The organism is Flavobacterium branchiarum, assembly GCF_030409845.1.
GTDB lineage: Bacteria > Bacteroidota > Bacteroidia > Flavobacteriales > Flavobacteriaceae > Flavobacterium > Flavobacterium branchiarum.
In genome coordinates, this window is the sequence record NZ_JAUFQQ010000003.1 from 878,209 (window position 1) to 902,619 (window position 24,411).

General features: G+C 31.6%; 24 protein-coding genes and 1 pseudogene. 8 read left to right on the top strand and 17 right to left on the bottom strand.

What is annotated here, in order from left to right:
• Positions 1–2: 2 nt before the first annotated feature.
• From QWY99_RS04495 to QWY99_RS04560, 14 genes are all read right to left on the bottom strand, one after another.
• Complete coding sequence (locus QWY99_RS04495) at positions 3–632, bottom strand: phosphoribosylanthranilate isomerase (RefSeq protein ID WP_446681934.1); 630 nt, start codon at positions 630–632, stop codon at positions 3–5.
• A gap of 99 nt (positions 633–731) precedes the next feature.
• On the bottom strand, positions 732–1,511 hold the full coding sequence (trpC, locus tag QWY99_RS04500) for an indole-3-glycerol phosphate synthase TrpC (protein WP_290262008.1): 780 nt from the start codon (positions 1,509–1,511) through the stop codon (positions 732–734).
• 195 nt (positions 1,512–1,706) lie between these two features.
• Entirely contained in the window at positions 1,707–2,699 is a 993-nt protein-coding gene (trpD, locus tag QWY99_RS04505; protein WP_290262010.1) for an anthranilate phosphoribosyltransferase, read from the bottom strand.
• Between the two features lie 78 nt (positions 2,700–2,777).
• Positions 2,778–3,185, bottom strand: a complete 408-nt coding sequence (locus QWY99_RS04510) for a GNAT family N-acetyltransferase (RefSeq protein WP_290262013.1) — start codon at positions 3,183–3,185, stop codon at positions 2,778–2,780.
• Between the two features lie 111 nt (positions 3,186–3,296).
• Positions 3,297–3,863: an anthranilate synthase component II gene (locus QWY99_RS04515; protein ID WP_290262016.1), complete on the bottom strand. Its 567-nt coding sequence runs from the start codon at positions 3,861–3,863 to the stop codon at positions 3,297–3,299.
• A gap of 85 nt (positions 3,864–3,948) precedes the next feature.
• The gene (locus QWY99_RS04520) at positions 3,949–4,407 is read right to left on the bottom strand and encodes a hypothetical protein (protein ID WP_290262018.1); all 459 of its coding nucleotides are present in this window, start codon (positions 4,405–4,407) and stop codon (positions 3,949–3,951) included.
• A 245-nt stretch (positions 4,408–4,652) separates the two neighbouring features.
• The gene (locus QWY99_RS04525) at positions 4,653–6,053 is read right to left on the bottom strand and encodes an anthranilate synthase component I family protein (protein WP_290262020.1); all 1,401 of its coding nucleotides are present in this window, start codon (positions 6,051–6,053) and stop codon (positions 4,653–4,655) included.
• A gap of 300 nt (positions 6,054–6,353) precedes the next feature.
• A complete protein-coding gene (locus QWY99_RS04530; RefSeq protein ID WP_290262022.1) occupies positions 6,354–7,634 on the bottom strand; it encodes a beta-helix domain-containing protein in 1,281 nt (426 codons plus the stop codon).
• A 235-nt stretch (positions 7,635–7,869) separates the two neighbouring features.
• Positions 7,870–8,436: a YceI family protein gene (locus QWY99_RS04535; protein ID WP_290262024.1), complete on the bottom strand. Its 567-nt coding sequence runs from the start codon at positions 8,434–8,436 to the stop codon at positions 7,870–7,872.
• 32 nt (positions 8,437–8,468) lie between these two features.
• On the bottom strand, positions 8,469–9,101 hold the full coding sequence (locus QWY99_RS04540) for an NAD(P)H-dependent oxidoreductase (RefSeq protein WP_290262026.1): 633 nt from the start codon (positions 9,099–9,101) through the stop codon (positions 8,469–8,471).
• A gap of 14 nt (positions 9,102–9,115) precedes the next feature.
• Positions 9,116–9,577 (bottom strand): MarR family winged helix-turn-helix transcriptional regulator, encoded by a 462-nt coding sequence (locus QWY99_RS04545; RefSeq protein WP_290262028.1) that lies wholly within the window; start codon positions 9,575–9,577, stop codon positions 9,116–9,118.
• 246 nt (positions 9,578–9,823) lie between these two features.
• Positions 9,824–10,240 (bottom strand): DUF6691 family protein, encoded by a 417-nt coding sequence (locus tag QWY99_RS04550; protein WP_290262032.1) that lies wholly within the window; start codon positions 10,238–10,240, stop codon positions 9,824–9,826.
• Between the two features lie 10 nt (positions 10,241–10,250).
• Entirely contained in the window at positions 10,251–10,820 is a 570-nt protein-coding gene (locus QWY99_RS04555) for a YeeE/YedE family protein (RefSeq protein ID WP_290262035.1), read from the bottom strand.
• An 85-nt stretch (positions 10,821–10,905) separates the two neighbouring features.
• The gene (locus QWY99_RS04560; protein WP_290262038.1) at positions 10,906–12,321 is read right to left on the bottom strand and encodes an MBL fold metallo-hydrolase; all 1,416 of its coding nucleotides are present in this window, start codon (positions 12,319–12,321) and stop codon (positions 10,906–10,908) included.
• A gap of 322 nt (positions 12,322–12,643) precedes the next feature.
• Between QWY99_RS04560 and QWY99_RS04565 the strand changes: the two genes are divergently transcribed.
• The 3 genes from QWY99_RS04565 (at position 12,644) to QWY99_RS04575 (ending at position 15,806) form a co-directional block, all read left to right on the top strand.
• Positions 12,644–13,984, top strand: a complete 1,341-nt coding sequence (locus QWY99_RS04565; RefSeq protein WP_290262040.1) for a cytochrome ubiquinol oxidase subunit I — start codon at positions 12,644–12,646, stop codon at positions 13,982–13,984.
• Between the two features lie 2 nt (positions 13,985–13,986).
• A complete protein-coding gene (gene cydB / locus QWY99_RS04570; RefSeq protein WP_290262043.1) occupies positions 13,987–15,063 on the top strand; it encodes a cytochrome d ubiquinol oxidase subunit II in 1,077 nt (358 codons plus the stop codon).
• A 323-nt stretch (positions 15,064–15,386) separates the two neighbouring features.
• On the top strand, positions 15,387–15,806 hold the full coding sequence (locus tag QWY99_RS04575) for a hypothetical protein (RefSeq protein WP_290262044.1): 420 nt from the start codon (positions 15,387–15,389) through the stop codon (positions 15,804–15,806).
• Between the two features lie 541 nt (positions 15,807–16,347).
• Here the strand turns inward: QWY99_RS04575 and QWY99_RS04580 are convergent.
• Both QWY99_RS04580 and QWY99_RS04585 read right to left on the bottom strand, forming a co-directional pair.
• Positions 16,348–17,133 (bottom strand): sulfite exporter TauE/SafE family protein, encoded by a 786-nt coding sequence (locus QWY99_RS04580; RefSeq protein WP_290262047.1) that lies wholly within the window; start codon positions 17,131–17,133, stop codon positions 16,348–16,350.
• Between the two features lie 157 nt (positions 17,134–17,290).
• Positions 17,291–17,488 (bottom strand): annotated as a pseudogene (locus QWY99_RS04585) (Crp/Fnr family transcriptional regulator); the annotation flags it as partial.
• An 843-nt stretch (positions 17,489–18,331) separates the two neighbouring features.
• Between QWY99_RS04585 and QWY99_RS04590 the strand changes: the two are divergent.
• The 3 genes from QWY99_RS04590 (at position 18,332) to QWY99_RS04600 (ending at position 20,943) form a co-directional block, all read left to right on the top strand.
• Positions 18,332–19,702, top strand: coding sequence for a hypothetical protein (locus QWY99_RS04590; protein WP_290262049.1), 1,371 nt, complete (start codon positions 18,332–18,334; stop codon positions 19,700–19,702).
• Positions 19,703–20,267: 565 nt separating this feature from the next.
• Positions 20,268–20,483: a hypothetical protein gene (locus QWY99_RS04595; RefSeq protein ID WP_290262052.1), complete on the top strand. Its 216-nt coding sequence runs from the start codon at positions 20,268–20,270 to the stop codon at positions 20,481–20,483.
• Between the two features lie 100 nt (positions 20,484–20,583).
• Complete coding sequence (locus tag QWY99_RS04600; protein WP_290262055.1) at positions 20,584–20,943, top strand: hypothetical protein; 360 nt, start codon at positions 20,584–20,586, stop codon at positions 20,941–20,943.
• Between the two features lie 282 nt (positions 20,944–21,225).
• On the opposite strand, the gene QWY99_RS04605 is transcribed toward QWY99_RS04600, so the two are convergent.
• Positions 21,226–21,852 (bottom strand): Crp/Fnr family transcriptional regulator, encoded by a 627-nt coding sequence (locus QWY99_RS04605; RefSeq protein WP_290262057.1) that lies wholly within the window; start codon positions 21,850–21,852, stop codon positions 21,226–21,228.
• A gap of 395 nt (positions 21,853–22,247) precedes the next feature.
• Between QWY99_RS04605 and QWY99_RS04610 the strand changes: the two genes are divergently transcribed.
• Together QWY99_RS04610 and QWY99_RS04615 are read left to right on the top strand one after the other, a co-directional pair.
• A complete protein-coding gene (locus QWY99_RS04610) occupies positions 22,248–22,559 on the top strand; it encodes a rhodanese-like domain-containing protein (RefSeq protein ID WP_290262061.1) in 312 nt (103 codons plus the stop codon).
• 70 nt (positions 22,560–22,629) lie between these two features.
• Positions 22,630–24,210, top strand: coding sequence for an NADP-dependent glyceraldehyde-3-phosphate dehydrogenase (locus QWY99_RS04615; RefSeq protein ID WP_290262064.1), 1,581 nt, complete (start codon positions 22,630–22,632; stop codon positions 24,208–24,210).
• The last annotated feature ends 201 nt before the right edge of the window (positions 24,211–24,411 follow it).

The window sequence follows — 24,411 nt, forward strand, 5'->3', positions numbered from 1 at the left end:
ATTTATTTTTTTATGATGTTATGTGTTGAAACGCATCGCAATGCATCTACATTTTTTAATCCGGGTTCGATTTCAAACTTACTATTTACATCGATGGCATAAATGGGTAAATTGGTTTTCGAGATTTCTTTTATAGCTTCTAATTCTTCAATTCCAATACCGCCGCTAAGGAAGAATGGTTTTGTTGAATTGTATTTGTTTAATATTCTCCAATCGAAAGTGGTTCCGTTACCGCCGGGTAATTTTCCTTTAGTATCAAAAAGGAAATAATCACAAACCGATTCGTATGATTTTAATACTCCAAAATCAAAATTATCATCGGCAGAAAAGACTTTGATAAGTTCGATTTTAGGATCTATTTTATTTCTTAGCCCTTGGCAAAATTCAACCGATTCATGACCATGTAATTGTATGGCTTGCAAATCGTATTTCAAAATTTTACTGCTAATCTCTTCCTGACTTTGATTTACAAAAACCCCAACTTTTTTTATTGATTTTGGTAAATCAGGAAGGATTCCGTTAAAATACCGAGCTGATTTTTCCCAGAAGATAAATCCCATATAATCGGGTAGGAGCGAGCCTACTTCGATTATGTTTTCGGGATATTTCATACCGCAGATTTTTATCCCCACCCCAGCCCTCCCCAAAGGGAAGGGAGTTGATTCGTTAGTTGTATCTTCTTTTTTCATTTTATCCGATAGTTTATAATTCCCCCTTTGGTGGTTAGGACATTATAGTTGCTTTATAAATTCTTTTGCTGCTTGTCCAGCATTATCAGTTTTCATGAAATTCTCACCAATCAAGAATCCTTTGTAACCGTAAGGTTTTAATTCGGTAATGGCTTCGATAGATGAAATTCCGCTTTCTGAAACTTTTACAAATTCATCAGGAATCTGTGCAGCAAGTTGTTTACTGAAATCCAAGCTTACTTCAAATGTTTTTAGGTTTCTGTTATTAACCCCAATCATGTCTAATGTTGGCATGATTGATTTTTCTAGCTCTTCTTGATTGTGAACTTCTAGTAAAACTTCTAATCCTAATTGTTTAGCAAATGAAGATAGTGATTTGATTTCTTCTCTTGTTAAAACTGCAGCGATAAGCAAAATTAAATCGGCTCCAAATGCTTTGGCTTCTAATATCTGGTATTCATCTACAATGAATTCTTTTCGCAATAGCGGAATATTCACGGATGCTCTCGCTAAAAGTAAATCGTCAATCGAACCACCAAAATATTTCCCATCGGTTAAAACAGAAATTCCACAAGCGCCAGCATTTTCATATCCTTTTACGACTTCTTCTACCGTAAAATTTTGATTTATTATCGATTTTGATGGCGAACGACGTTTGTGCTCTGCTATGATTCCAGTACTGCTTTTGCTCAATCTCTGACGTAATGAAATTGTTTTTCTTTCAAAGAAAACCGAAGCCTCAAGTTGTGAAACAGGAATGATTGATTTCTTGAGTACAACTTCTCTTTGCTTGTCGAATATTATTTTATCGAGTATGTTCATGTTTTGTTGTTTAATATTTAAAAATTAAAAGATTGAAAAATTTAAAAATTCTGTATGTCAATAAATTAATTTTTAATTTTAGTACTTAAGTATTTTATGAAATTGGATAGGTCTTGAAATTTTTATTTGATGACTCAAAACTATCTGTGCTCTAATCATTAAATTACTAAATCTTTCAATTTTTCAATCAAATTTCTATTTGCTTAATTCTTGTAATGTTTGTAATGCTTTATATCCTTTTCCAGAAAATAAACTTTCTTTTGCCAATTCAAAACCTTCTTGAGGTGAGCATTTTGTGACTGTTGCAATTGCCATTGCGGCGTTAGCACAAACGACATTATTCTGTGCTTCAGTTCCTTTTCCAGAAATGATAGTTGAGAACATTTCAGCTGATTCTTCGATTGTTTTTCCTCCTTCAATTTCGCTTTGCGCTAAAAGACGAACGCCAAAATCACTTGGGTTTAGCATTCCTTCCATTGTGCTAGTAATAATCTTTGTTGGGCCAGTTAATGAAACTTCATCATAACCGTCAAGCGAATGTAGAATAGTAAAATTCACATTTGTATTTTGATATAAATAAGCATACATTCTAGCCAATTCTAGATTAAATACCCCTACCAATTGATTGTTTGGAAATGATGGATTTACCATTGGTCCCAACATATTAAAGAAAGTTTTAACAGCTAGTTCTTTTCTTATCGGACCTACGTTTTTCATTGCTGGGTGAAACAATGGAGCGTGGAGTACACAAATTCCAGCTTTATCGATACATTTTTCAATGAAATCGGCATCATTTGTAAATTTGATTCCCATTTTTTCCATCACGTTGCTAGATCCAGAAATAGAAGAAACTCCGTAATTACCATGTTTGGCTACTTTTATTCCAGCTCCAGCAGCAACAAAAGAGGCTAAAGTTGAGATATTGAAAGTGTCTTTTCCGTCACCACCAGTTCCGCATAAGTCGATAGTATTGTAAGCAGATAAATCTACACGGATACATAAGTCCAATAAGGCTTCACGAAAACCTGCCAATTCATCGATGCTAATGCTTCGCATCATAAATATGGTTAGGAAAGCCGATATCTGGCTCGGATTATAAGCTCCATTTGATATGTTAATCAATACATTTTTAGCCTCTTCTTTCGTAAGGACTTCATGATTGATTAATTTATTTAATATATTTTTCATTTTTTATTTTTAAGTTTCTTAGCGACTCAGACTCTAAGTTTCTAAGTTTTTTACTGTAAACTGCGACTGAATACTTTCTTAATGTTCATAACCTTGATAAATCCACATAGGTTCTGTATTCCCTGCGCGTTCAAATCCATTTTTTTTGTAAAAATCAATTGACTTTCCATCAGCAGTAAGCATTTGCATATGGAAATGACTATATTTTTCCTGCATTTTATCACAGATCATTTTACCGATTCCTTTTCCTTGATATTCTGGAAGAATTAATAAATGTGGATAATAAACAGTTAAATAACCGTCTGAAATTGCATTTCCTAGTCCAATTAATTTTTTTCCTTCCCAAGCTGTAATTAAAGTTTCAGAATTTAAAAGGCCTTTGTATAATAAGTCTGGTTTTTCAGCCGAACTCCATTCGTTTGCTATATACAACGGTAATATATCTTCAATATTAATTTCTTTTGTTTCTAAAATTGATACTTCCATTTTTTTTGAATTACTAAGGTTCTTATAATTTTAGTATTCAGTCTCAGTTTACAGTCTTAACTGTGACTGAAAGCTGCGACTGAAAATTGATTACTGTGACTAAAAGTAAAACTAGCTCTTAATCCAATTCTCTAGCATTTTCTTTCCGTTTGGTGTTAGTACACTTTCTGGATGAAATTGAACGCCGCGAACATCATAGGTTCTGTGTCTTAATGACATTACTTGACCGTTTTCATCGTAAGAAGTTGCTTCAAGAACATCAGGTAAACTTGCGTCGACAACCCATGAATGATAACGACCAACTTCAAATTCTTTTTCTAAGCCTTCAAATAAAAGCTCGTCGTCTACGACAGTTTTTACATTTGTAGCAACGCCATGATAAACTTTGTCAAGGTTTGAAAGTGTTCCGCCAAAAACTTCACCAATTGCTTGTTGTCCTAAGCAAACGCCAAGAATACTTTTTGTAGGTGCGTATTTTTGAATAACAGCTTTTAATAAACCAGCTTCGTCTGGAACTCCTGGGCCAGGTGAAAGTAATATTTTATCGAAAATTGCAATTTCATCAATATCAAACTCATCATTTCTATATACGGTTACTTCACAATCTAAATCTTCTAGATAATGTACAAGATTGTAAGTGAAGCTATCGTAGTTGTCTATTACTAATATTTTTTTCATTTTTTTAAGGTTCTAAGTTGCTAAGATTCTGAGTTACTAAGTTTTTAAACTGTGTCTGAATACTGAAACTGGCAGCTGATTTATTTTATTTTTCTCGAACGTATTTTTCGACTATTATTCTATTTATTCCTAGTTTTTCAATTTTTTCAACTCCTTTTTGAATTAAAGTATCATTTTTAATTTTTACTGTAAATTCAAATTTGCTGTTTTCCCAATCTCTATTATTGAAATATTCTAAATTCTCTGTGTATGTACTATCTTTTAAAGTATATTTTCCTCCACCTCCGAAGAAAAGGGCATCTTCTTTTTTACCATTATTTAGGTCATGATTAAAGAATGCAAAGTGAGAGTCATTTATAATTTTAATCATTTTGGTTTTTGGGTCGAATGTTGAAAAAGTGGAATCCTTTTCGGTTGTCTCTGCCGAAATAAGTCGCCAGGTTCCTTCGATATCTTTTTTAGCTGTTGCAGATTCTTGCTTGTTTTTATCATTACAAGAGCTTAAAAAAGTCATAACCAATAATAATGCGATAGCGTTTTTCATTTTTTTAGGTTTTTTTGGTTTAGTTTTTAGGTTGTTTAATTTTTCGTTTCAAGTTTTATTTTGTTTCAAGTTTGCAAACCGAGACTGGATACTTTTTCAGCATCTCGTTTCGAACTGATGACTGCAAACCGAGACTGAATACTTTTTTTCAGCATCACGTTTCAAACTGATGACTATAAACTGCGACTGAATATTTTTTTTTAGCATTTCGTTCGTAACTGATAACTGAAAACTGTGACTGAATACTAGATTTTCTCTGCCATTTCTAAAGCAGTATTTAATGCTCTTAATTTGTTATATACTTCTTGCATTTCGCTTTCTTCGTCAGAGCTTGCAACAATTCCAGCTCCTGCTTGACAGTGCAATTGATGGTTTTTACTTAAGAAAGTTCGAATCATAATAGCGTGATTAAAATTACCTTCAAAGTCCATTACACCAATAGCGCCACCATAAAAATTACGATTGGTTTTTTCGTACTCTTCTATAAGTTGCATCGCTCTGTGTTTTGGTGCTCCGCTTAATGTTCCAGCAGGAAAAGTATCGGCAACAACTTGCATTGTAGTGGCTTTTTCATGTAGTTGTCCAGTAACTTTAGATACTAAGTGAATGACATGAGAGAAAAACTGAACTTCACGATATTTCTCTACGTTTACATCATGTCCGTTACGACTTAAATCATTTCTAGCTAAATCAACTAACATAACGTGTTCGCTATTTTCTTTTTTATCTTCTGATAATTGTTTTGCCAAGACAGCATCTTGTTCGTCGTTACCAGTTCTTTTGAAAGTTCCAGCAATAGGATGGATTTCTGCTTTTCTATCTTTTACAATAATTTGTGCTTCGGGCGAAGACCCAAATATTTTAAAATCTCCGTAATCAAAGAAGAATAAATAAGGAGAAGGGTTGATACTTCTTAAGGCTCTATACACATTAAATTCATCTCCTTTAAATCCTTGTGTAAATCTGCGAGACAAAACCAATTGGAATACATCACCACGGAAACAATGTTTTTTTGCTAATGCTACATTGTGCTTAAATTCTTCATCGGTTAAGTTAGAGAATCCTTCTCCTTCTTTTGTAAATTGGTAAGAAGCAATGTTTCTAGACTGTAATAATTGTTCAATTTCCGAGATGTTATTTCTTCCATCTACACTATGACAAAAAATGTATGCCTCGTTTTTAAAGTGATTTATTGCTATTATGTTTTGGTATACAGCATAATATACATCTGGAATAGAAATACTATTGTCTTTTTTTGCAATGGATACTTTTTCAAAATAACGAACGGCATCGTATGAAATATAGCCGAATAATCCGTTGTTGATGAATTTAAAATCATTTTTCTCCGACTTGAATTGTCCTGAAAATTCCTGAATAACCTCTGGAATGTTAGTAGAACTATCAACAGCTATTTTTTCTGAAGTTCCATCGGGATAGATTTTAGAAATAGTTTCGTTCTCGATTTTAATGCTTGCAATAGGGTTACAGCAGATATACGAGAAACTATTATCGTTTCCGTGATAATCGCTACTTTCCAAAAGCAAGCTATTAGGAAATTTGTCTCTAATTTTGAAATAAATGCTCACCGGTGTTACTGTGTCAGCAAGGATTTGTTTGTAGTGTGTGTTGAGTATAAAAGGTTTCAATGTGTTGTTTTTTTAAGTTTAGTATATTGTTTTTTAAAAAAGTTTAGCCCAAAAAAAAAGGCCTGTCGTGATGACAAGCCTTTCATATTTATAGTTCGAATAATACTATAGGAAGCTTAGTTCACGACGTCTGACGTAAATTGTTCCACCACCAAGTATTATTTGTAATTGTTTTCATAACTGTTTTTGTTGGTACAAATATATAAATGTAATTTGAGTATTCGTGTACATTGTTTTAAAAAAAATATATATTTTTTTCAGTTTTTTGTTAAATTTATTTACGAGTCCCTTTTTAACAGTCTAATTTCCACTTACTAAAGTGTTGTTTGTATTTGTTCTAAAATCTGGATTTCCTTTAATATTTATGTCTGTAAATAGTTCAATATTTTTTTTGTTAGTGTATTCTAAACTAAAAGAGGGATTTTGGTACCAGTTTTTAATACCTGAATCAAAGTTTGTATTCTCACTTAAAATTCCACCTTGACAGCTATTAATTATTAATCCGTTTAAATTTATTTTTTCAAGATTTACTGTTCCGTCTCCAATTTTATTTTGAAGAATAACAAAAGGACTAAAGCCAGAGATTACACTATTACTTAATGTAAAATAACTATTTTCTCCGATATGTGCAGCTTCGCGAACGAGCCCTTGATTGTTTTCTTCTAGATTTACTAAGGTGATATTATTTGCTATTACCTTAGTTAGTTTTTTGGTTGAATCACTATTTTCGATTTTATCGTAAGAGTCAATTTCAAAGCATCTAGAACCTGAAATGTCCGAAGAGTAGGGGTGACGTATGGCAATGCTATTATTAATTGTGCATTGTACTCCTTGAGTAAAATCAAAATCATCATCGGTAGCTCGATATGAAATTAGGTTATTCATAATGACATCGCCACCGTAAGCTTCAAATGAGTCATCGTTTGAATAGCTTATTTGTATGTATTCAAGTTTTGTTTTTCGGCCAACTCCAGCCAAAGACAATCCGTTAATTTCTTTGAGGGCATTTAATTTTCTACCAGAATATTCTATTCTAACATATTTTAAAATACCTGAATTATCCTCAGCATCTTGTCCTCCGTAAAGGTTTACACCAGGATCTAGATTAAAATCTAAGAAATTAACTCCTCCCATTTTATTAATAGGCGCTTTACCAAGAAGGATTATCCCGCCCCAATCGCCTGGTTTTCTTTCGGCAATGTTTTTATTAGATGTAAAGATGATTGGATCAGTTTCTAAACCTTCGGCTATTATTTTAGCACCATTTGTTATTACTAAAGTGCCACAAGTTTTATCATCTCCTCTTATAACAGTTCCGGGTTCTATTGTTAAAACGGCATTTTTTGTCACATAAACTACACCAATTAATTGATATGTATTTCGCTTATATAATTTGGTATCTATATCTATAGTCCCAGTAATAATATTTGTAGCTTCATTATAATCTGTAGTAGCAGGCTTAAAATTGGTCCATTTATTCATCCAGTTTGAAGCGCCAACAATACCTTTTTGTTGTTGAGCATTGGTGGTTATGATGTTACTTATTAAACAAATGATTACAAGGTGTAATTTTTTTTTCATAGTGTTGTCTTTTTCAAAAAGTGATTTTTTGGATAAAAGCTTTTAGTTTTTAACTAGTCCAAAAATAAAATCAGTTTGTTAATTGATGAATGACAAGAGATTATGAAAGTGTTATCATAAGTTTATGAACGTTATTTTATTTGTTCATGATGTGTTTTTTAAAGCAAAAAATTGGTGTAAAAAAAAATCCCAACAATTAAATTGTTGGGATTTCTGAATTAGTAAGTCTAAGATATTAGAACTTTAAAGATACAGATAATTCAAAATCATCATTGATAGTTTTGTCTCCTAAGTTTTCAAAGAAGTTACCAGAGTTGTATTTGATATCGTATTTAGTTCTGTCAACTTTTAAATCAGCTGTAGCAGTGTTACCTTTTACAGTTATATCAAAAGTTACTGGTTTAGTAATTCCTTTGATAGTTAAATCTGCAGTTACAGTATATACGTCAGTTGCTTTTGCTCCGATAGTTTTGAAAACTAATTTAGCAGTTGGGAATTTTTCAGTTCCAAAGAAATCATCAGCTTTTAAGTGACCGTTTAATTTTCCTTGGTATTCACCAGAAAGGTCAGTAGCGTTGATAGATGTCATATCTACAGTGAAAGTTCCACCAGCTAATTTTTTTCCTTTAAATACTAAAGCACCATCTTTTAGGTTAACAGTTCCAGAGTGCTCTCCAGTTACTTTTTTACCTACCCATTTAACTGTACTTGATTTAACGTCAACTTTTTTAGTTTGAGCGTTCATTGAAACTGAAGATAAAGCTACCACTAGGGCTAAAGCAATTGTTTTTAAATTTTTCATTTTGTTTGATTTTAATAAATTTGGATTAATAATTATAGTGTGATAAATAATTCTTCTTGAGATTTTCTAACTTTTTTATGATGTTGAGTTGCATCATCATCATGTCTGTATCCTACAGTAGCAATTACTGAAGCATTTAAATGTAAAGCATCTAGGCCTAGTATTTCGTTAAATGCAATTGGATCAAATCCTTCCATTGGTGTAACGTCAATTTTTAATTCGGCAGCAGCATTTAATAAATTACCTAAAGCCAAATAGGTTTGTTTTGATGCCCAAACGTTTTTTACATCATTAGGAAGAGTAGATATTTTAGATTTCATAAAATCACTATATCCTGTTAATGATTCATTTGGAATTTGTCTTGTTTCGCTAATGTTTTTGACAAAATTATCAATTTCAACATCGCCGATATTTGTGTCATTTGCAAAAACAATTAAATGTGAAGCTTCAACAATTTGTGATTGTCCCCAAGCAACTGGTTGCAATTTAGCTCTTAGCTCTGGAGATTCAACAATAATCACTTTGTAAGGCTGTAATCCATATGAAGATGAACTTAAACGGATTGCTTCTTTTAATGTGTTTATATCTTCTGCTGTTATTTTTTTGGTCGCATCAAATTTTTTGGTTGCGTATCTCCAATTTTGATTTTCTAGGAAAGTATTCATTCTATTTATTTGTATTAATTTTTTTGATTTCTAAATTTTTCTAATAACCCATTTAATAATTCTAGTTCTTCTGTAGTCAAGTTGTCCGAAAAAACATTTTCATGCTCCACTACTTTTGGATCTAATTCTGTTAAAACACCTAATCCCTTTTCGGTAATAGATACTTCTATTTTACGTCTATTATTTGGACACACATTTCTGGTAACAAAATCCTTCAGTAATAACTTATCAACTAGACGAGTTGTATTACTTGTTTTTGCGAGCATGCGGTCTTGTATAACACACATGTTAGCAGGATTTCCTTTTTGCCCTCTTAATATGCGTAACACATTATATTGCTCTCCTGATAAGTCATAAGGTTTTAAGACCTCATTAAATTTATCTTGAAGCACATTTTGTGTGTACATGATATTCAGAATAACTTTTTTTGGATTATCCATCTTAACGGTACTTTTTATTACATCTTCAATTGTCATAGTCGTCAGTGTATAATTTGTATATACAAATGTAATATGTTTTATAGTTGTATATACAAATGTACCGTTAAAATTTCGTTAATATTATTTAATGTAAGTTTTCGTGGTTAGAAATCGAGTTTAAAATTAATGAATTTTGTTTTATAATTCGCTGATTTTTATGTGTTTGTGGTTGTTTTGTTTGAATAAAAAAACCTCATATGCTATTTCATATGAGGCTCTATATAATATTAGGTAGGCTGAATATTAATGAGGTAAGTTATCTTTAAAGTAACCATAAACCCAAGTTCCTAGTATTGCACTTACCAATGTTACTGCAACTACAGTAACTCCAGTTCCTATTTGTGCAAAAAGAGGACCAGGGCAGGCTCCAGTTATTGCCCAACCAAAACCAAATAATAGACCACCGTAAATTTGTCCTTTGTTAAAGGTTTTAGGTTCAATTTTGATTTCTTCTCCTTGAATAGTTTTTACTTTGAATTTTTTTATCAAAAAAACAGATAACATTCCTACAGCAACTGCGCTTCCGATTACACCATACATAAAGAAGGATTGTAAGCGAAACATTTCTTGAATACGGTACCAGCTAATGATTTCGGCTTTTACGAATACTATGCCGAATACAATTCCGACAAGCATATATTTTAAGTTTGAAATTTTCATTTTTAAAGATTTAAAGTGAAAGTATATAAGGAAGAATCAGGTTTGCCATAACAAAACCACCAACCATGAAGCAAATAGTTGCCACAAGTGAAGGCCATTGTAAATTAGAAATCCCCATAATTGAATGTCCGCTTGTGCATCCGCCAGCATAACGCGTTCCGAAGCCTACAAGAAAACCTCCAATTACAATCATTATAAATCCACGTAGCGTTAATAAACTTTCCCATGAAAAAAGTTGCGCAGGCATTAATCCCGAATTATCGGTAATACCGTAAGTCGCTAATTCAGTAGCTAGGTTTGGGTTTATTTCGATAGGATTTGGATTTGATAAGAAAGCAGTTGCTATAACACCACCTAAGAATATACCGAAGACAAAAAATAAATTCCAACTTTCCTTTTTCCAATCGTATTTAAAGAATGAAATGTTTGCAGGAATGCACATTGCACAGATATGGCGCAAAGACGAACTGATTCCGAATGCTTTGTTTCCAAAAATTAATAATATAGGAACGGTTAAACCGATTAGTGGACCTGAAACATACCATGGCCACGGTTCTCTTATCATTTCAATTAAATTCATTTCTTTTAGGGTTTTAGAGATTTAGGACTAGAGACTCAAAAGGATAAAAACCTTTGTTACTTTGTGCCTCTTTTTCTTTTTTACTTTATTTTAAAACTTTACTTTGACATACAAAATCAGATTTCGGAATTGTAGTTTTTGCAATAGCATTAAAACCACCTTCAACTTCGGTGAAATTTCTAAATCCGCGTGCTTGTAATATTGATGCAGCAATCATACTTCTGTATCCAGCAGCACAATGTAAATAAAAATGTTCTTTTGGGTCAATATCTTTTACCCATTCATTAATAAAAGCCAATGGTTTATTGTAAGCCTCTTCAATATGTTCAGCACTGTATTCCGTTTCTTTACGAATGTCGATTACTTTGCTTTCTTCAAGTTTAAATTCATTTGCAAATTGAGCTGCAGTAATTCTATTTACGGTATCAATTTCATAAGCTGCATTTTTCCATGCATCAAATCCACCTTCTAGATGTCCGATAATCGAATCGAAACCTACACGACTCAATCGAGTTACAGTTTCTTCTTCTAATCCATTTTCGGTTACTAATATAATAGGTTGTTTTACATCGGCAATTAAAGTACCCACCCAAGGAGCAAAATCACCATTGATACCGATATTCACAGATTGCGGAATAAATCCTTTGCTAAAAACACTATTATCTCTAGTATCCAAAATTAAAGCACCAGTTTCTTCGACTACAGCTTCAAATTCATCAACTTTTATAGCTTTCATTCCATTATGTAAAACAGTTTCAAAGCTTTCATAGCCACTTTTGTTCATAGCTACATTCATGCTAAAATAAGCAGGAGGAGGCAATAAACCATCGGTTACTTCAGTAATAAATTCGGCTTCAGTCATATCAGCACGCAAAGCATAATTGGTTGCTTTTTGATTTCCAATCGTTGATACCGTTTCTTTACTCATGTTTTTCCCACAAGCACTTCCTGCTCCATGTGCCGGATATACGATAACATCATCAGCCAAAGTCATTATTTTTGTTCGTAGCGAATTAAATAATATTGCAGCCAATTGATCTTGTGTCATTCCTGCTGCTTTTTGAGCTAAGTCAGGACGTCCTACATCTCCAATGAATAAAGTATCTCCAGAGAAAACAGCATAGTCTTTTCCGTTTTCATCTATTAATAAATAAGAGGTGCTTTCCATTGTATGACCAGGAGTATGCAACGCTTTTATCGTTATGTTTCCCAGTTTAAACTCTTGCTCGTCGGTTGCCGAAACGCAATCATAGCCACATTCAGCATTTGGACCATATATAATAGGTGCGCCAGTTTCTTTACTTAAATCAACATGACCCGAAACGAAATCGGCATGAAAATGAGTTTCAAAAATGTATTTTAGTTTTACCTGATCACGATCTAAACGGTCCAAATAGGGTTGTATTTCTCTCAGTGGATCTATAATAGCAGCTTCTCCATTTGAGGTAATGTAGTAAGCGCCTTGTGCTAAACATCCAGTATAAATTTGTTCAATTTTCATTGTTGTGTAATCTTAAATAATGTTTGGCAAAGATAAGTTAGTTTTTTTGTTTACAACGTGACTAATGTTACACAAATTTGGTATAGTTTAAATGAATTGAATAGCAGTGGTATAGGTTGTGTACAGTGATGTCTGTTAGTGTTTAATTTGTGTATGCCTTAAATAATTTAATATAACTCAAATGGTTTAAATAAGAATTGAAGGTTTTGCGGTAGCTAGAGTTTTTTATAATTGTAGAGTGATAAAGTTTTTTTTATGACATAATATGTTAGTTTTAATAGGTAAATTTGTGAGACTTCATAATTGAAAAATATACGCTAGTATGGAAGAAATGCTTTTTTATGATCGAATGCAATTTGCATTTACAATTACCTTTCACTACCTATTTCCTCAACTTACAATGGGACTTTCCTTAATCATTGTATATTTTAAATGGAAATATCTACGAACGAATATCGAAGAATACAATCATGCCACTAAGTTTTGGATGAAAGTTTTTGCTTTAAATTTTGCAATGGGGGTTGTTACAGGAATTCCGATGGAGTTTCAGTTTGGAACCAATTGGGCTAAGTTCTCTGAATTAACAGGTGGTATTATAGGACAAACGCTCGCCATGGAAGGAATGTTCTCTTTCTTTTTAGAATCCTCATTTTTAGGCTTGTTTTTATTTGGTGAAAAACTTCTCGGACATAAATGGCACTTTGTCACGGGATTACTCATATGTATTGGCTCGTGGGCAAGTGGATATCTAATTATTGCAACACATTCGTGGATGCAAAACCCTGTAGGATATGAAATTCTTGAAAACGGAAGATTTGTATTAACCAATTTTAAAGCGTTGTTTCTTAATCCTTGGTTATGGCCTTCTTATTTGCATAATCAGGCAGCATCTATGGTAACAAGTTCATTTGTTGTTGCAGGAATTGGGGCTTTTTACCTTTTAAGTAAGAAGAATGTTGCTTATGGGAAGCTATTCGTGAAAACGGGAGTTATTTTTGGATTGATTTCTTGTGTAATTGTAGCTGTTCCAACAGGTGATTTGCTTGCTAAAAATGTTGTAAAATACCAACCTGTAACTTTTGCTGCTATGGAAGGAATTTTTCATACAGAGAAAAAAGGAGCCGAAATTGTTCTTATAGGACAACCAGATGTAAAAGATAAAAAACTTGATAATAAAATTGCTGTTCCTAATATATTGAGTTTCTTGACTTACGGAAGTTGGCATGAAGAAATAAAAGGATTGGATCAGTTTGATGAAAGTGTTCATCCTACTAATATTTCTGGACTCTATTATGCTTACCATGTTATGGTAGGATTGGGAACTATATTTATAGGATTAATGGCTTTTGCAGTTTTTCAACTTTGCAGAAAAAAATTATTCGAAACCAAATGGATTTTATGGTCGCTACTTTTTATGCTTCCGTTTCCATATATAGCCAATACTGCCGGATGGTATACTGCCGAATTAGGACGTCAGCCGTGGTTGGTTTATAATTTATTACGCACTGCCGATGGAGCTTCGCCAACAGTTTCCTCTGGGAATACACTGTTTACATTATTAGGATTTATAGGATTGTACCTTTTATTGGGTATGTTGTTTTTGCTATTGATTGGTAAAATCATCAATAAAGGACCTCACACAGATAATATAGAAAATATATAATTATGGAATTTTTTTGGTACGTAGTTTTAATGGGAATCCTAGCCGTATACATTGTATTAGACGGTTATGATTTTGGTGCAGGAATTATTCATTTATTCTTTGCTAAAACAGAAAAAGATAAAAAAGCAATAACCAGTGCAATTGGTCCTTTTTGGGATGCTAATGAAGTATGGATTATTGCTGCGGGTGGTGTTTTGTTTTTTGCCTTTCCAATTTTATATGCTTCTTCATTCAGTGGATTTTATTTGCCTTTAATCATGATTCTTTGGTTACTTATTTTTAGAGCTATCGGATTAGAAATGCGTGGGCAAATTCATCACCCAATGTGGGAGGTAATTTGGGATAAAGCATTTGGAATTGCAAGTTTGCTTTTGGCTTTATTCTTCGGAATTGCTTTGGGGAATATAGTTCGTGGAGTAAATTTAGGTATGGTTGTAAATGGAGTTTCTACTCAAGAAGCACATTTTTTCTTTCTGCCTTTATGGAATTCTACTTTTAGTCCGCAAGCCAATGAATTAGGAATTATTGATTGGTTTACTTTATTTCTCGGAATTGTGAGCGTTGTAGCTTTGACGATTCATGGTGCCAACTGGATTATCTTCAAAACTAATTCGTCATTAAACGAAAAACTTAAAAATGTAGTTTTTAAACTCAATATTGTATTATTGATTTTGGTATTTATATCCTTGCAGATTTGGCATTTTATTGAACCAAAGCCATTTCATAATTTTATTGAAACACCAATATTATGGATATTTCCTATCATTGCATTTATTGGAATAATCGGATTATTTAAAGTACGTACGTATAAGAAAGACGGTACTGGATTCATCTTTTCTACCTTTTTTCTTGTTGGAGGATTTGCCTCAACGGCAGTTTCGATTTTTCCAAATGTATTACCATCAACCAACAAAGTAAATCCTTCATTGACAATTTATAATACTGCCGCACACGAATACGGGTTGTCTGTTGGGATGAGTTGGTTTTTTATTGCTTTGGCTTTAGTAATTGTATATTTTGTTATCCAATATAAAGTCTTTAGTGGTAAAATGGATGATATTGGGTATGGAGAACATTAATTTGTAAATTGCCACCAGCTTTGGTTGAAGGGAAAATACAAAGATTTTAATTTAAGGCTTTAGCAAAATGATAATTTTGGCTAAAGCCTTTTTTTAGCTCCAGCTAAAGTTGGAAGCAATTAAGAAATGAGAAATTCAAATTGATGATAATGGAGTTTATTTATCAGGTAATTATGTATTTTGTTATTCAATAAAAATGTTTAGTTGTAAAATAGATATAAGGAGTGTTAATTTGTACATTGCTTTCTGCTTTAGTTAGAGGGAATGTAAAGTTTATAAATGGATATAATTTTATTTATTAAAGAGAAACTATTATTTAAAATATGAAAACTGATAATTCTATAAAGAATATTACGATAGCAGCTATTAATAGAAAAGTAATGAATCCAGAGGAATGGATTTATTCTAGAATTTGTGTGGAGGATAAATCGGTTGAGTTTATTTTTGAAGAGAATGAATTATCCATTTTTGAGATAAGTAGCTTTGAGATAAAAACAATTGTTACAACTTGTCGTATAATTGAAAAAAATGAAAGTAATGTCAAGTCTTTAAAATTTGAAAATATTAGAAAAGTTTTCTACGGAAATTTTAAGGGAACTAATATAAAAAAAATAGAGTTATCGACATTTAGAATAATAGATGTTTTTGGAGAAGTACACGATTTTCAAATTGAAACAGGAAAAGCATCAATAGGATTGATTAATGCGGTAAATACTGTATTAAAACTAAAGTCTCAAAAATGAAAATCTCTTATTGCTTGGGATTGCGTTAATCTCCCGTTAAAGCTGTAGGCAATTGAGAAATTAGGATAATCAAATTTCACCCCGCTGGGGTTTCTTTTTTTTAATAATAAAAAATCTAGAAATATAGTATCCCGCTGGGATATTGTTTTGATGCAAAAAATTATTGTGTAGATTTATAAAACAACAATATTGAATAATAAGGTATGTTGCTCCAGCGGAGCAGAATATTTATAGCTTTTTTGTAGATTTATAAAACAACAATATTGGATAAATAAGTTATGTTGCTCCAGCGGAGCAGAATATTTATAGCTATTGTGTAGATTTATAAAACAACAATATTGAATAAATAAGTTATGTTGCTCCAGCGGAGCAAAATATTTATAGCTATTGTGTAGATTTATAAAACAACAATATTGGATAAATAAGTTATGTTGCTCCAGTGGAGCAAAATATTTATAGTCTCCAGCGGAGCAAAATATTTATGAATCCATTGGAACGTTTTATCTATATTATTTGAAATTTTCCCATGAATTTTTAGATTTTAAAAGAAAACCTCTTTTGTAATGATATAAAATCCCATAATAAGTACAAACCAGCCGAAGAGTGGTTTTAGTTTAGCACCATCAATTTTCTTAGAAAGTTGAGTTCCTATCAGCATTCCTAAAAGGGCGATACCTGAGATTTCTAATAAGAAAATATAATCTACAGGAGTTCCTATATATAAATCACCACCGAATCCAATAGAAGAATTGATAAAAATAATAAGCAATGAGGTTCCAACAGCTTGCTTCATTGGTAGATTAGCAAAGAATATCAAGGCTGGAATAATTAAAAAACCACCACCTGCACCTAGAAATCCGGTTACGATTCCAACTATAAATCCAATTATACTTAGTTGCGTGTAATTAGTTGCGGTTGTTTTTAGCTCTGGTTTGTTTCTTCGAATCATTGAGATAGCTGCAGTTATCATCAATACCGAAAAAATTAGCATAATCAGAAAATCTTTGGAAACGGTGTATGAAGCTACAGAGAATAGCGTTGAAGCAATTTGTGGAAAGATTACTTCTCGTATGATTAAAATGGAAATAACTGATGGAATGGCAAAATAAAGCGCCGATTTTAGTTTGAGATTTCCCATTTTATAATGGCTATAACTGCCGAATAAAGCCGTGAGACCAACAATAAATAAAGAATAGGTGGTTGCTTGCCCTGGATTTATATTAAATAAATAAACTAAAATCGGAATAGTTAGTATAGATCCCCCGCCGCCAATTAAACCTAATGAGATTCCTATGATGATTGAAGCAAAATAACCGAAATATTCCATTGATGTTTGTTTTGATACAAAGGTTGTTCCTTATATTGTAAGGCACAGTAACATTTATCACATAAGGTTTTTATTCTCTTTGCTACAGATTTCTTTTTGATTTAGAAAGTGTTTGTGTCATGAAGTTAAGTGGTGAAATTATCTGCGACAAATAATTTTATTGCAACAACTCGATTTGGTTTCGGTTTAACTTTACTAATCCGCGTTGTTCCATTTTTTTTAGCAATCGCGAAATCACTTCTCTAGATGTGTTGAGTTCCGTTGCTATTTCCTGATGTGATGCTTTTAATTCGTTACAGCCACAAGCATCTTTATGACGTTTAAGATAAAATTCCAAGCGTTCGTCCATAGAGTGAAGCGGTAGGGAGATGTGAAAGTACTGAAGGAACTAGAGGTATAACTATCTATACAATTAATATTTCTGCATTATGGTTAATATTTCAATTAAAGGTTTTTTTGATTTATCACTTTTTAAAAAATTAAGAAAGATCTCCTTATGATCTTTTGGTTTTGTAGTTATATTACAGAAATTATATATTTTTTGATAATAAAAAGAAAGAATAATTTTACTATTTTAAAATTTTTTTATTATTTTTACAAAAACAAGATGCCATTAAATGACATGAATCTACTCTTATATAGTTGCATTTATGCTGTTTTATTGTGGATAAGGAATTTAGTAGACATCTTAAACAAAAATTATGGTAATAATAAAGAAGTGAAAATATTGTAACAAACGTAAAAGGACAATGTACAATGATTGCAGGAACTTTTACCTAAGTTACTGATAAAATACTATTACGACAAACAAAGGAAACTTGACCTTGGCTTAAATAAAAAAGTAATTATAAAAGGTCTTATGGTGGCGTTAAATTTTGAGAATATACATTACCGCAATTAGCAGAAAAAATAATCACAGAAATTATTTGGATAAATTCTATAATGGAAAAAAAAGATAAATAATGCTCGTGTTAGAGAATCACCAAGTATAAAAGTTAAAACAGAAAATTATAAAATAGGAGAAATTATCGATCTTTCCATAAAGAACAAGAAGAGCTGGATATTCAAGATAATAAAATGAAATCCAATTGACAGGATTTGTAGATGATAAAGCATATGTTATTTTAAAATAAACCATATATGTACATGAAAATCATATTAAAAAAACAACAATAACTTAACTTAATAAAACACAAGAATGGCAAGAACTTTAATTGTAACAGAAGTTGATGGAATGGATGTCCGACATTTAAATGCAACATTAGACATTTTAGACGAACCAATTTGTATGAATATCGGTGTAGCACTTATGCCATTTATGGAAAATGGATTTTATTTTCTTAAAGAAGACAATATAAATTCTGAGGAAATAGTAGAAGGAATAAATGATGTAGAAACAGATTTTGTTGAATATCTATATAAAATAAGACAAGCAAATAGAAACAAAACCAAGTTAGAATACACGCGTGTATCTGGTCCAAATAGGTTAATAAGAAGAGAAAGGGTTTTTATTGCAGGAAAAATATTTCCTGTAATGAGTATATCATACAGTGGAAAAGATATTGATTGTTCGTCATCAAAAATACAAACCAAATCAGTTTCTACTTATGAACTAAGACTTTTATTTGGAGAAACATTTAGTGAATACAAAGAATTTGAAATAAATTACATCAGTATAGATAATGATAATATACGGATTTATTTACCAAAATATTCAAGTATAGGGATTCATTACTGTGATTTATTAATAGATTTTCTAACCAATGGAGAAAAGACTAAAATTGTAGCAGCAAATGGAGAATTTCCTAATATGGAGTTTTATAAAATGGCAACAGGTAAGGTAAATTTACAAAAAGCTTGTTGGCTTAAAAAAGATCGAAAAAATAAAAATGACACTTGGAAAGATGCTTGTATGTACATCGTAGAACATAAATACCAAGGTCTTCTTGGTCCATTTGGACAAATCGCCGATTTTTATCAATTTTTAGAACAAGAACTAATCATTAATAAAACTAGACACAAAACGAGATGGTTGAAAGGAGCATATACATTAGTTGATAAACTGAAAATTATGGATGGTGGATTTGCTTTTGTAGATAATGATGTTGAAGTAATTTTAAGTGAACTAAATATTGGCATTTGTGATTATGCGATTACTCAATTTTATGAATTGTTTTATGGGGAATATAAAAATATACCTTTAGATACGATGGAGAAAGCATATCAATGGGATTTAGCATTTGTAAAACACGAACAAGGAGTTGTTGCTGTGCCAATTTATACAAAAACATCAAAGAAAACTATTGAAACATTTCAAGTTATGGCAGACAAAGATCTTCAAAATAATATAAGACATGGCTTTGGTGGCTTTTTAGGTGTTACACCTGAATTTGATGACCCATGGATGGGAAATGTAACCGATGCAGGGTTTAGAATTGATTTACCTATGTTAATGCTTTGGCTTGATAGACACAAACCGACTTCTTTACCTTTTAAAGATAAAGTAGATAGTAAAGGGTTTTTAAAAGAAGAATACAAAAAAATAATACGTCCTTATGTGGTTAAATAAAACTTACACCATATTGTTAATTTGGGTATTACATTTTTACATTTTTTATGGACTAACAACTGCATGTTCGCAATATCAGTTAAATACATTGGAAGCTACATTTTATGATTTTAAAAGCATTACGGGATTTGTCTTATTTATTCCTATTGTTTCAATATTATTAGGTGTATATTATCCTGTTTTTTTTGCAATTACATTGATGATTATACTTATTGAATATAAAAAAATCAAAATATTTAAGTCATACTTAATTTCAATAATATTTTTTTTTATTGGGTATTTAATATTATTCGTCCAAGTAAATTCAATTAAATATGATTTAGAGTGGATAATATGTTTAATATCATTAATTATTGCAGGTCTAATTATTTTTATTGTTTTCAAAAAAACATTTACTCGATTGGATAAAAAATATAACTTGAGATAAAAAAACGTCTGCTAAAAGTAAGATCTTGGAAAGATTGAGGGTTTAGGGTATTTAGCATTTGTAAAATACGAACAAGGCGTAGTTACCTTGCCAATTTATACAAAAACATCAAAGAAAACTATTGAAACATTTAGAGCTATGGCTGACAAAGAGTCTCAAAATAATATAAGACATGGTTTTGGTGGTTTTTTAGGTGTTACGCCTGAATTTGATGACCCATGGATGGGAAACGTAACTGATGCTGGTTTTAGAATAGATTTAGCAATGCTTATGCTTTGGTTACATAGGCACAAACCTACTTCTGTACCTTTTAAAGGCAAAGTAGATAGTAAAGGGGTTTTAAAAGAAGACTAAAAATAAATAATGCGTCCATATGTGGTTAAATAAAACTTACACTATACTGTTAATTTGGGTATTACATTTTTACATTTTTTATGGATTAATAGTTTCTTACATGAACTATCAATCAGGTACATTAGATGCTACTTTTTATGATTTTAAAAATAGCTTACTGTTTTTAGTGGGGATTCCAATTTTTTCTGCATTATTGGGGTTGTATTGTCCAATTTTTTTTGCTATTATATTGATGATTGTACTTATTGAATATAAAAAAATCAAAATATTTAAGTCATATATAATTTCAATAATATTTTTTTTTATTGGGTATTTAATATTATTCGTTCAAGTAAATTCAATTAAATATGATTTAGAGTGGGTAATATGTTTAATATCATTAATTATTGCAAGTTTAATTGTTTTTATTGTTTTCAAAAAAACGTTTACTAGATTGGATAAGAAATATAACTTGAGATAAAAAACGCCAACGGCTAGGGTTCGTTGGGTTTGAAAATCCAGCAACGAAACTCCTGTAGAACGGAGTCGCTGAGATTCCACAACTGTGGGATTGTTGTAAAAGATTTAGGAGGATTTCAAGAGCATTTGGAACCCTCTTTTTTTGAGTACAATTGCGTTTGTTTGATGATTTGTAAAAGTATTTTAGTGTTTCTTCAAAAATATAATATGCTGTTAAATTGTGCTAATCTATCTTTATCTGGTCGTTTATGTGATAGATGTAAGGGATTTAGTAATAACAGTTTTATTGCAACAACTCGATTTGGTTTCGGTTTAATTTTACTAATCCGCGTTGTTCCATTTTTTTTAGCAATCTAGAAATCACTTCTCTAGATGTGTTAAGTTCCGTTGCAATTTCCTGATGAGATGCTTTTAATTCGTTACAGCCGCAGGCATCCTTATGGCGTTTAAGATAAAATTCCAATCGTTCGTCCATAGAGCGGAAAGCAATACTATCAACCACTTCTAGGACTTCTTCAAAGCGGTTTCTATATGTTTCTATAACAAATTCATACCAACTACGGTGTTCCATCATCCATTTATCCATTAAGTTTAATGGAATCATAACTACCGAAACATCTTCGACAACTTTTGCCATAATTTGGCTTTTCTCACTTTTGGTGGCACAAATCATTGATATGGCACATGCTTGTCCGGGCTGTAGGTAGTACATGAAAAACTCGCCACCATCTTCGCCTTCGCGATATATTTTAATCTTACCTTTAGTTATCAGTACAGTATTTTTTATGTATTGTCCTGTACGCATTAAGATTGTTCCAGTTTCGTAATCCTGAAAAGTAGCATTACTTTCTATAGCAGAAATTAATTCGTTGGAGAAATTAGGAAAAATATTTTTTAAAGGAGTTTGCATGAGCTATTTTTTAAACACTAAGAGAAATAATAATTGCACCATTTCGAAATTAAGAATATCTGAAATTTGAGATATAATTTCTTAAATAGACCCGATTTTAAAATCATGTAATTTTATCAAATTGATTTTTAAAATTATAATTTATTACAAATATAGCCGATTATTGTTGTATTAATTAGTTAGGCTTTATGTTTAACAGCTAAATTTTGCAAATAACAATATCCTATTTTCTATGGGTTTTGTAGACTATATTTTTGAAAATAATTTGTAGAAGCTAGAATTCATTGATTATTATATGTTTGCTAAAACGTTTTCTCTAAATTATAATACAATTTGCAAATACAGGGTTTATTGTTTGCTAAAAACGTTGTAATTTTACCTAAAAATACGATATCATGAATTTATCACAAGAAGATTGGATAGCTAAATTTGGAGCTGACGAAAATGCAGTTATACTTGATGTAAGAACTGAAGACGAATATAATGATGGCTATATAGAGAATGCTCTTAATATTGATATCAATAAAGGACAGGCTTTTATATATGAGCTAGAAGAATTAGATAAAAATAAAAACTATTATGTGTATTGTCGTTCTGGAGCCAGAAGTGCTAAAGCATGCCAAATAATGAATGAAATGGGGTTTGATAACGCCTTTAATTTATTAGGAGGGATATTGGCCTGGGAAGGAGATACTGTTACACCATAAACAAAAAAGAGGCGCGTGCCTCTTTTTTGTTTTATACCAACTAACAACCAAAAACTAAAATAACCAAATAATGAATTTTATACCAGAGGAATACCAAATAAATACTCCATTGGTACAGGATACCTATCTTGTAAATGGAGAGTTAAAAAAATGGACAGGACAAACCACACCTGTATTTTCCGCAATCTCTTCTACAGAAAAATATACACCGACTCTATTGGGTTCTATTCCTTTTATGGGAGAACATGAGGCCATGGAAGTTGTTGAATCTGCAACTGCGGCTTATAATAAAGGACAAGGTTTATGGCCTACAATGAAAGTTGTAGATCGTATAAAATGTATGGAGAATTTTGTCTCTCAAATGAAGACTACCCGTGCCGAAGTTGTAAAACTATTGATGTGGGAAATAGGAAAATCATTAGGAGATTCAGAGAAGGAATTTGATAGAACTGTGGAGTATATTTACGATACAATCGAAAGTTATAAGGAGTTAAATACGCGTGGAGCAAGTTTCTCTAAAGTGCAAGGAATAAATGCCATGGTTCGAAGAGGGCCACTTGGAGTTGTATTGTGTCTTGGGCCTTATAATTATCCATTAAACGAAACGTTCTCTTTACTTATTCCAGCATTGATTATGGGAAATCCTGTAATCTTTAAACCAGCAAAACATGGTGTTTTATTAATATCACCTTTGTTAGAAGCTTTTAGAAATAGTTTTCCAAAAGGAGTCATCAATATTGTTTATGGTAGAGGTAGAGAAGTAGCTTCGCCTATAATGAAATCTGGAAAAGTTGATATTCTAGCCTTAATAGGGAATAGTAAATCGGCTATTGCTTTACAAGATCAGCATCCGAATAAAAATAGATTGCGTTTAGTGTTAGGATTGGAAGCAAAAAATCCTGCAATAATTTTACCAGATGCCGATTTAGATTTGGCAATTCAGGAATGCATAACAGGAACATTGTCATTTAATGGTCAACGTTGCACAGCATTGAAGATTTTATATGTGCACGAATCTATAGCCGAAGAATTTAATAAACGCTTTGCAGCAAAAGTCGATGCTTTGGTATTTGGAAATCCGTGGGATAAATCGGTTTCGCTAACACCGCTTCCAGAGCCAGAAAAGCCACATTATATACAAGAATTAATTCATGATGCAACGCATAAGGGAGCAAAAGTAATTAATGAAAAAGGAGGATTACATACAGAGAATTTTATATTCCCTGCCGTTTTATTTCCTATAAATAAAAAAATGCGTGTTTATCACGAAGAACAATTTGGACCAGTTGTACCAATCTTAACTTTTAAGGATATTCAAGAACCTTTAAACGATATGGCTGAGTCTAATTACGGACAACAAGTAAGTTTGTTTGGTAAAGACATCAAAACTATTGCACCGCTTATCGATACATTGGTAAATTTAGTGTGCAGAGTAAACTTGAATAGTTCTTGTCAAAGAGGGCCAGATGTTTTTCCGTTTACAGGTCGTAAAGATTCGGCTGTAGGAACCTTAAGTATTCACGATGCCTTGCGTTCGTTCTCTATTAGAACCTTCGTAGCATCAAAAGATAATGATTACAATAATGCCATTTTGCAAGAATTATTAAATAGTAAAGAATCGAATTTTATAAATACCGATTATATCTTGTAGTAGCTATTTTTTAATGTTTAAAGCCGCCTTGATCCTTTTGGAATAAGGCGGTTTTTTTTGTTTGATTTAGAAAATGATTCTGTTTGTGTAATCAAGTTGTTTCTTTTGATGAAAATATAAGATAATAGGATAAATTTGAAGAATAGTTGTAACAATCTAATCACATTCAGAACTAATATAAGAATGCGATTTATAATTATC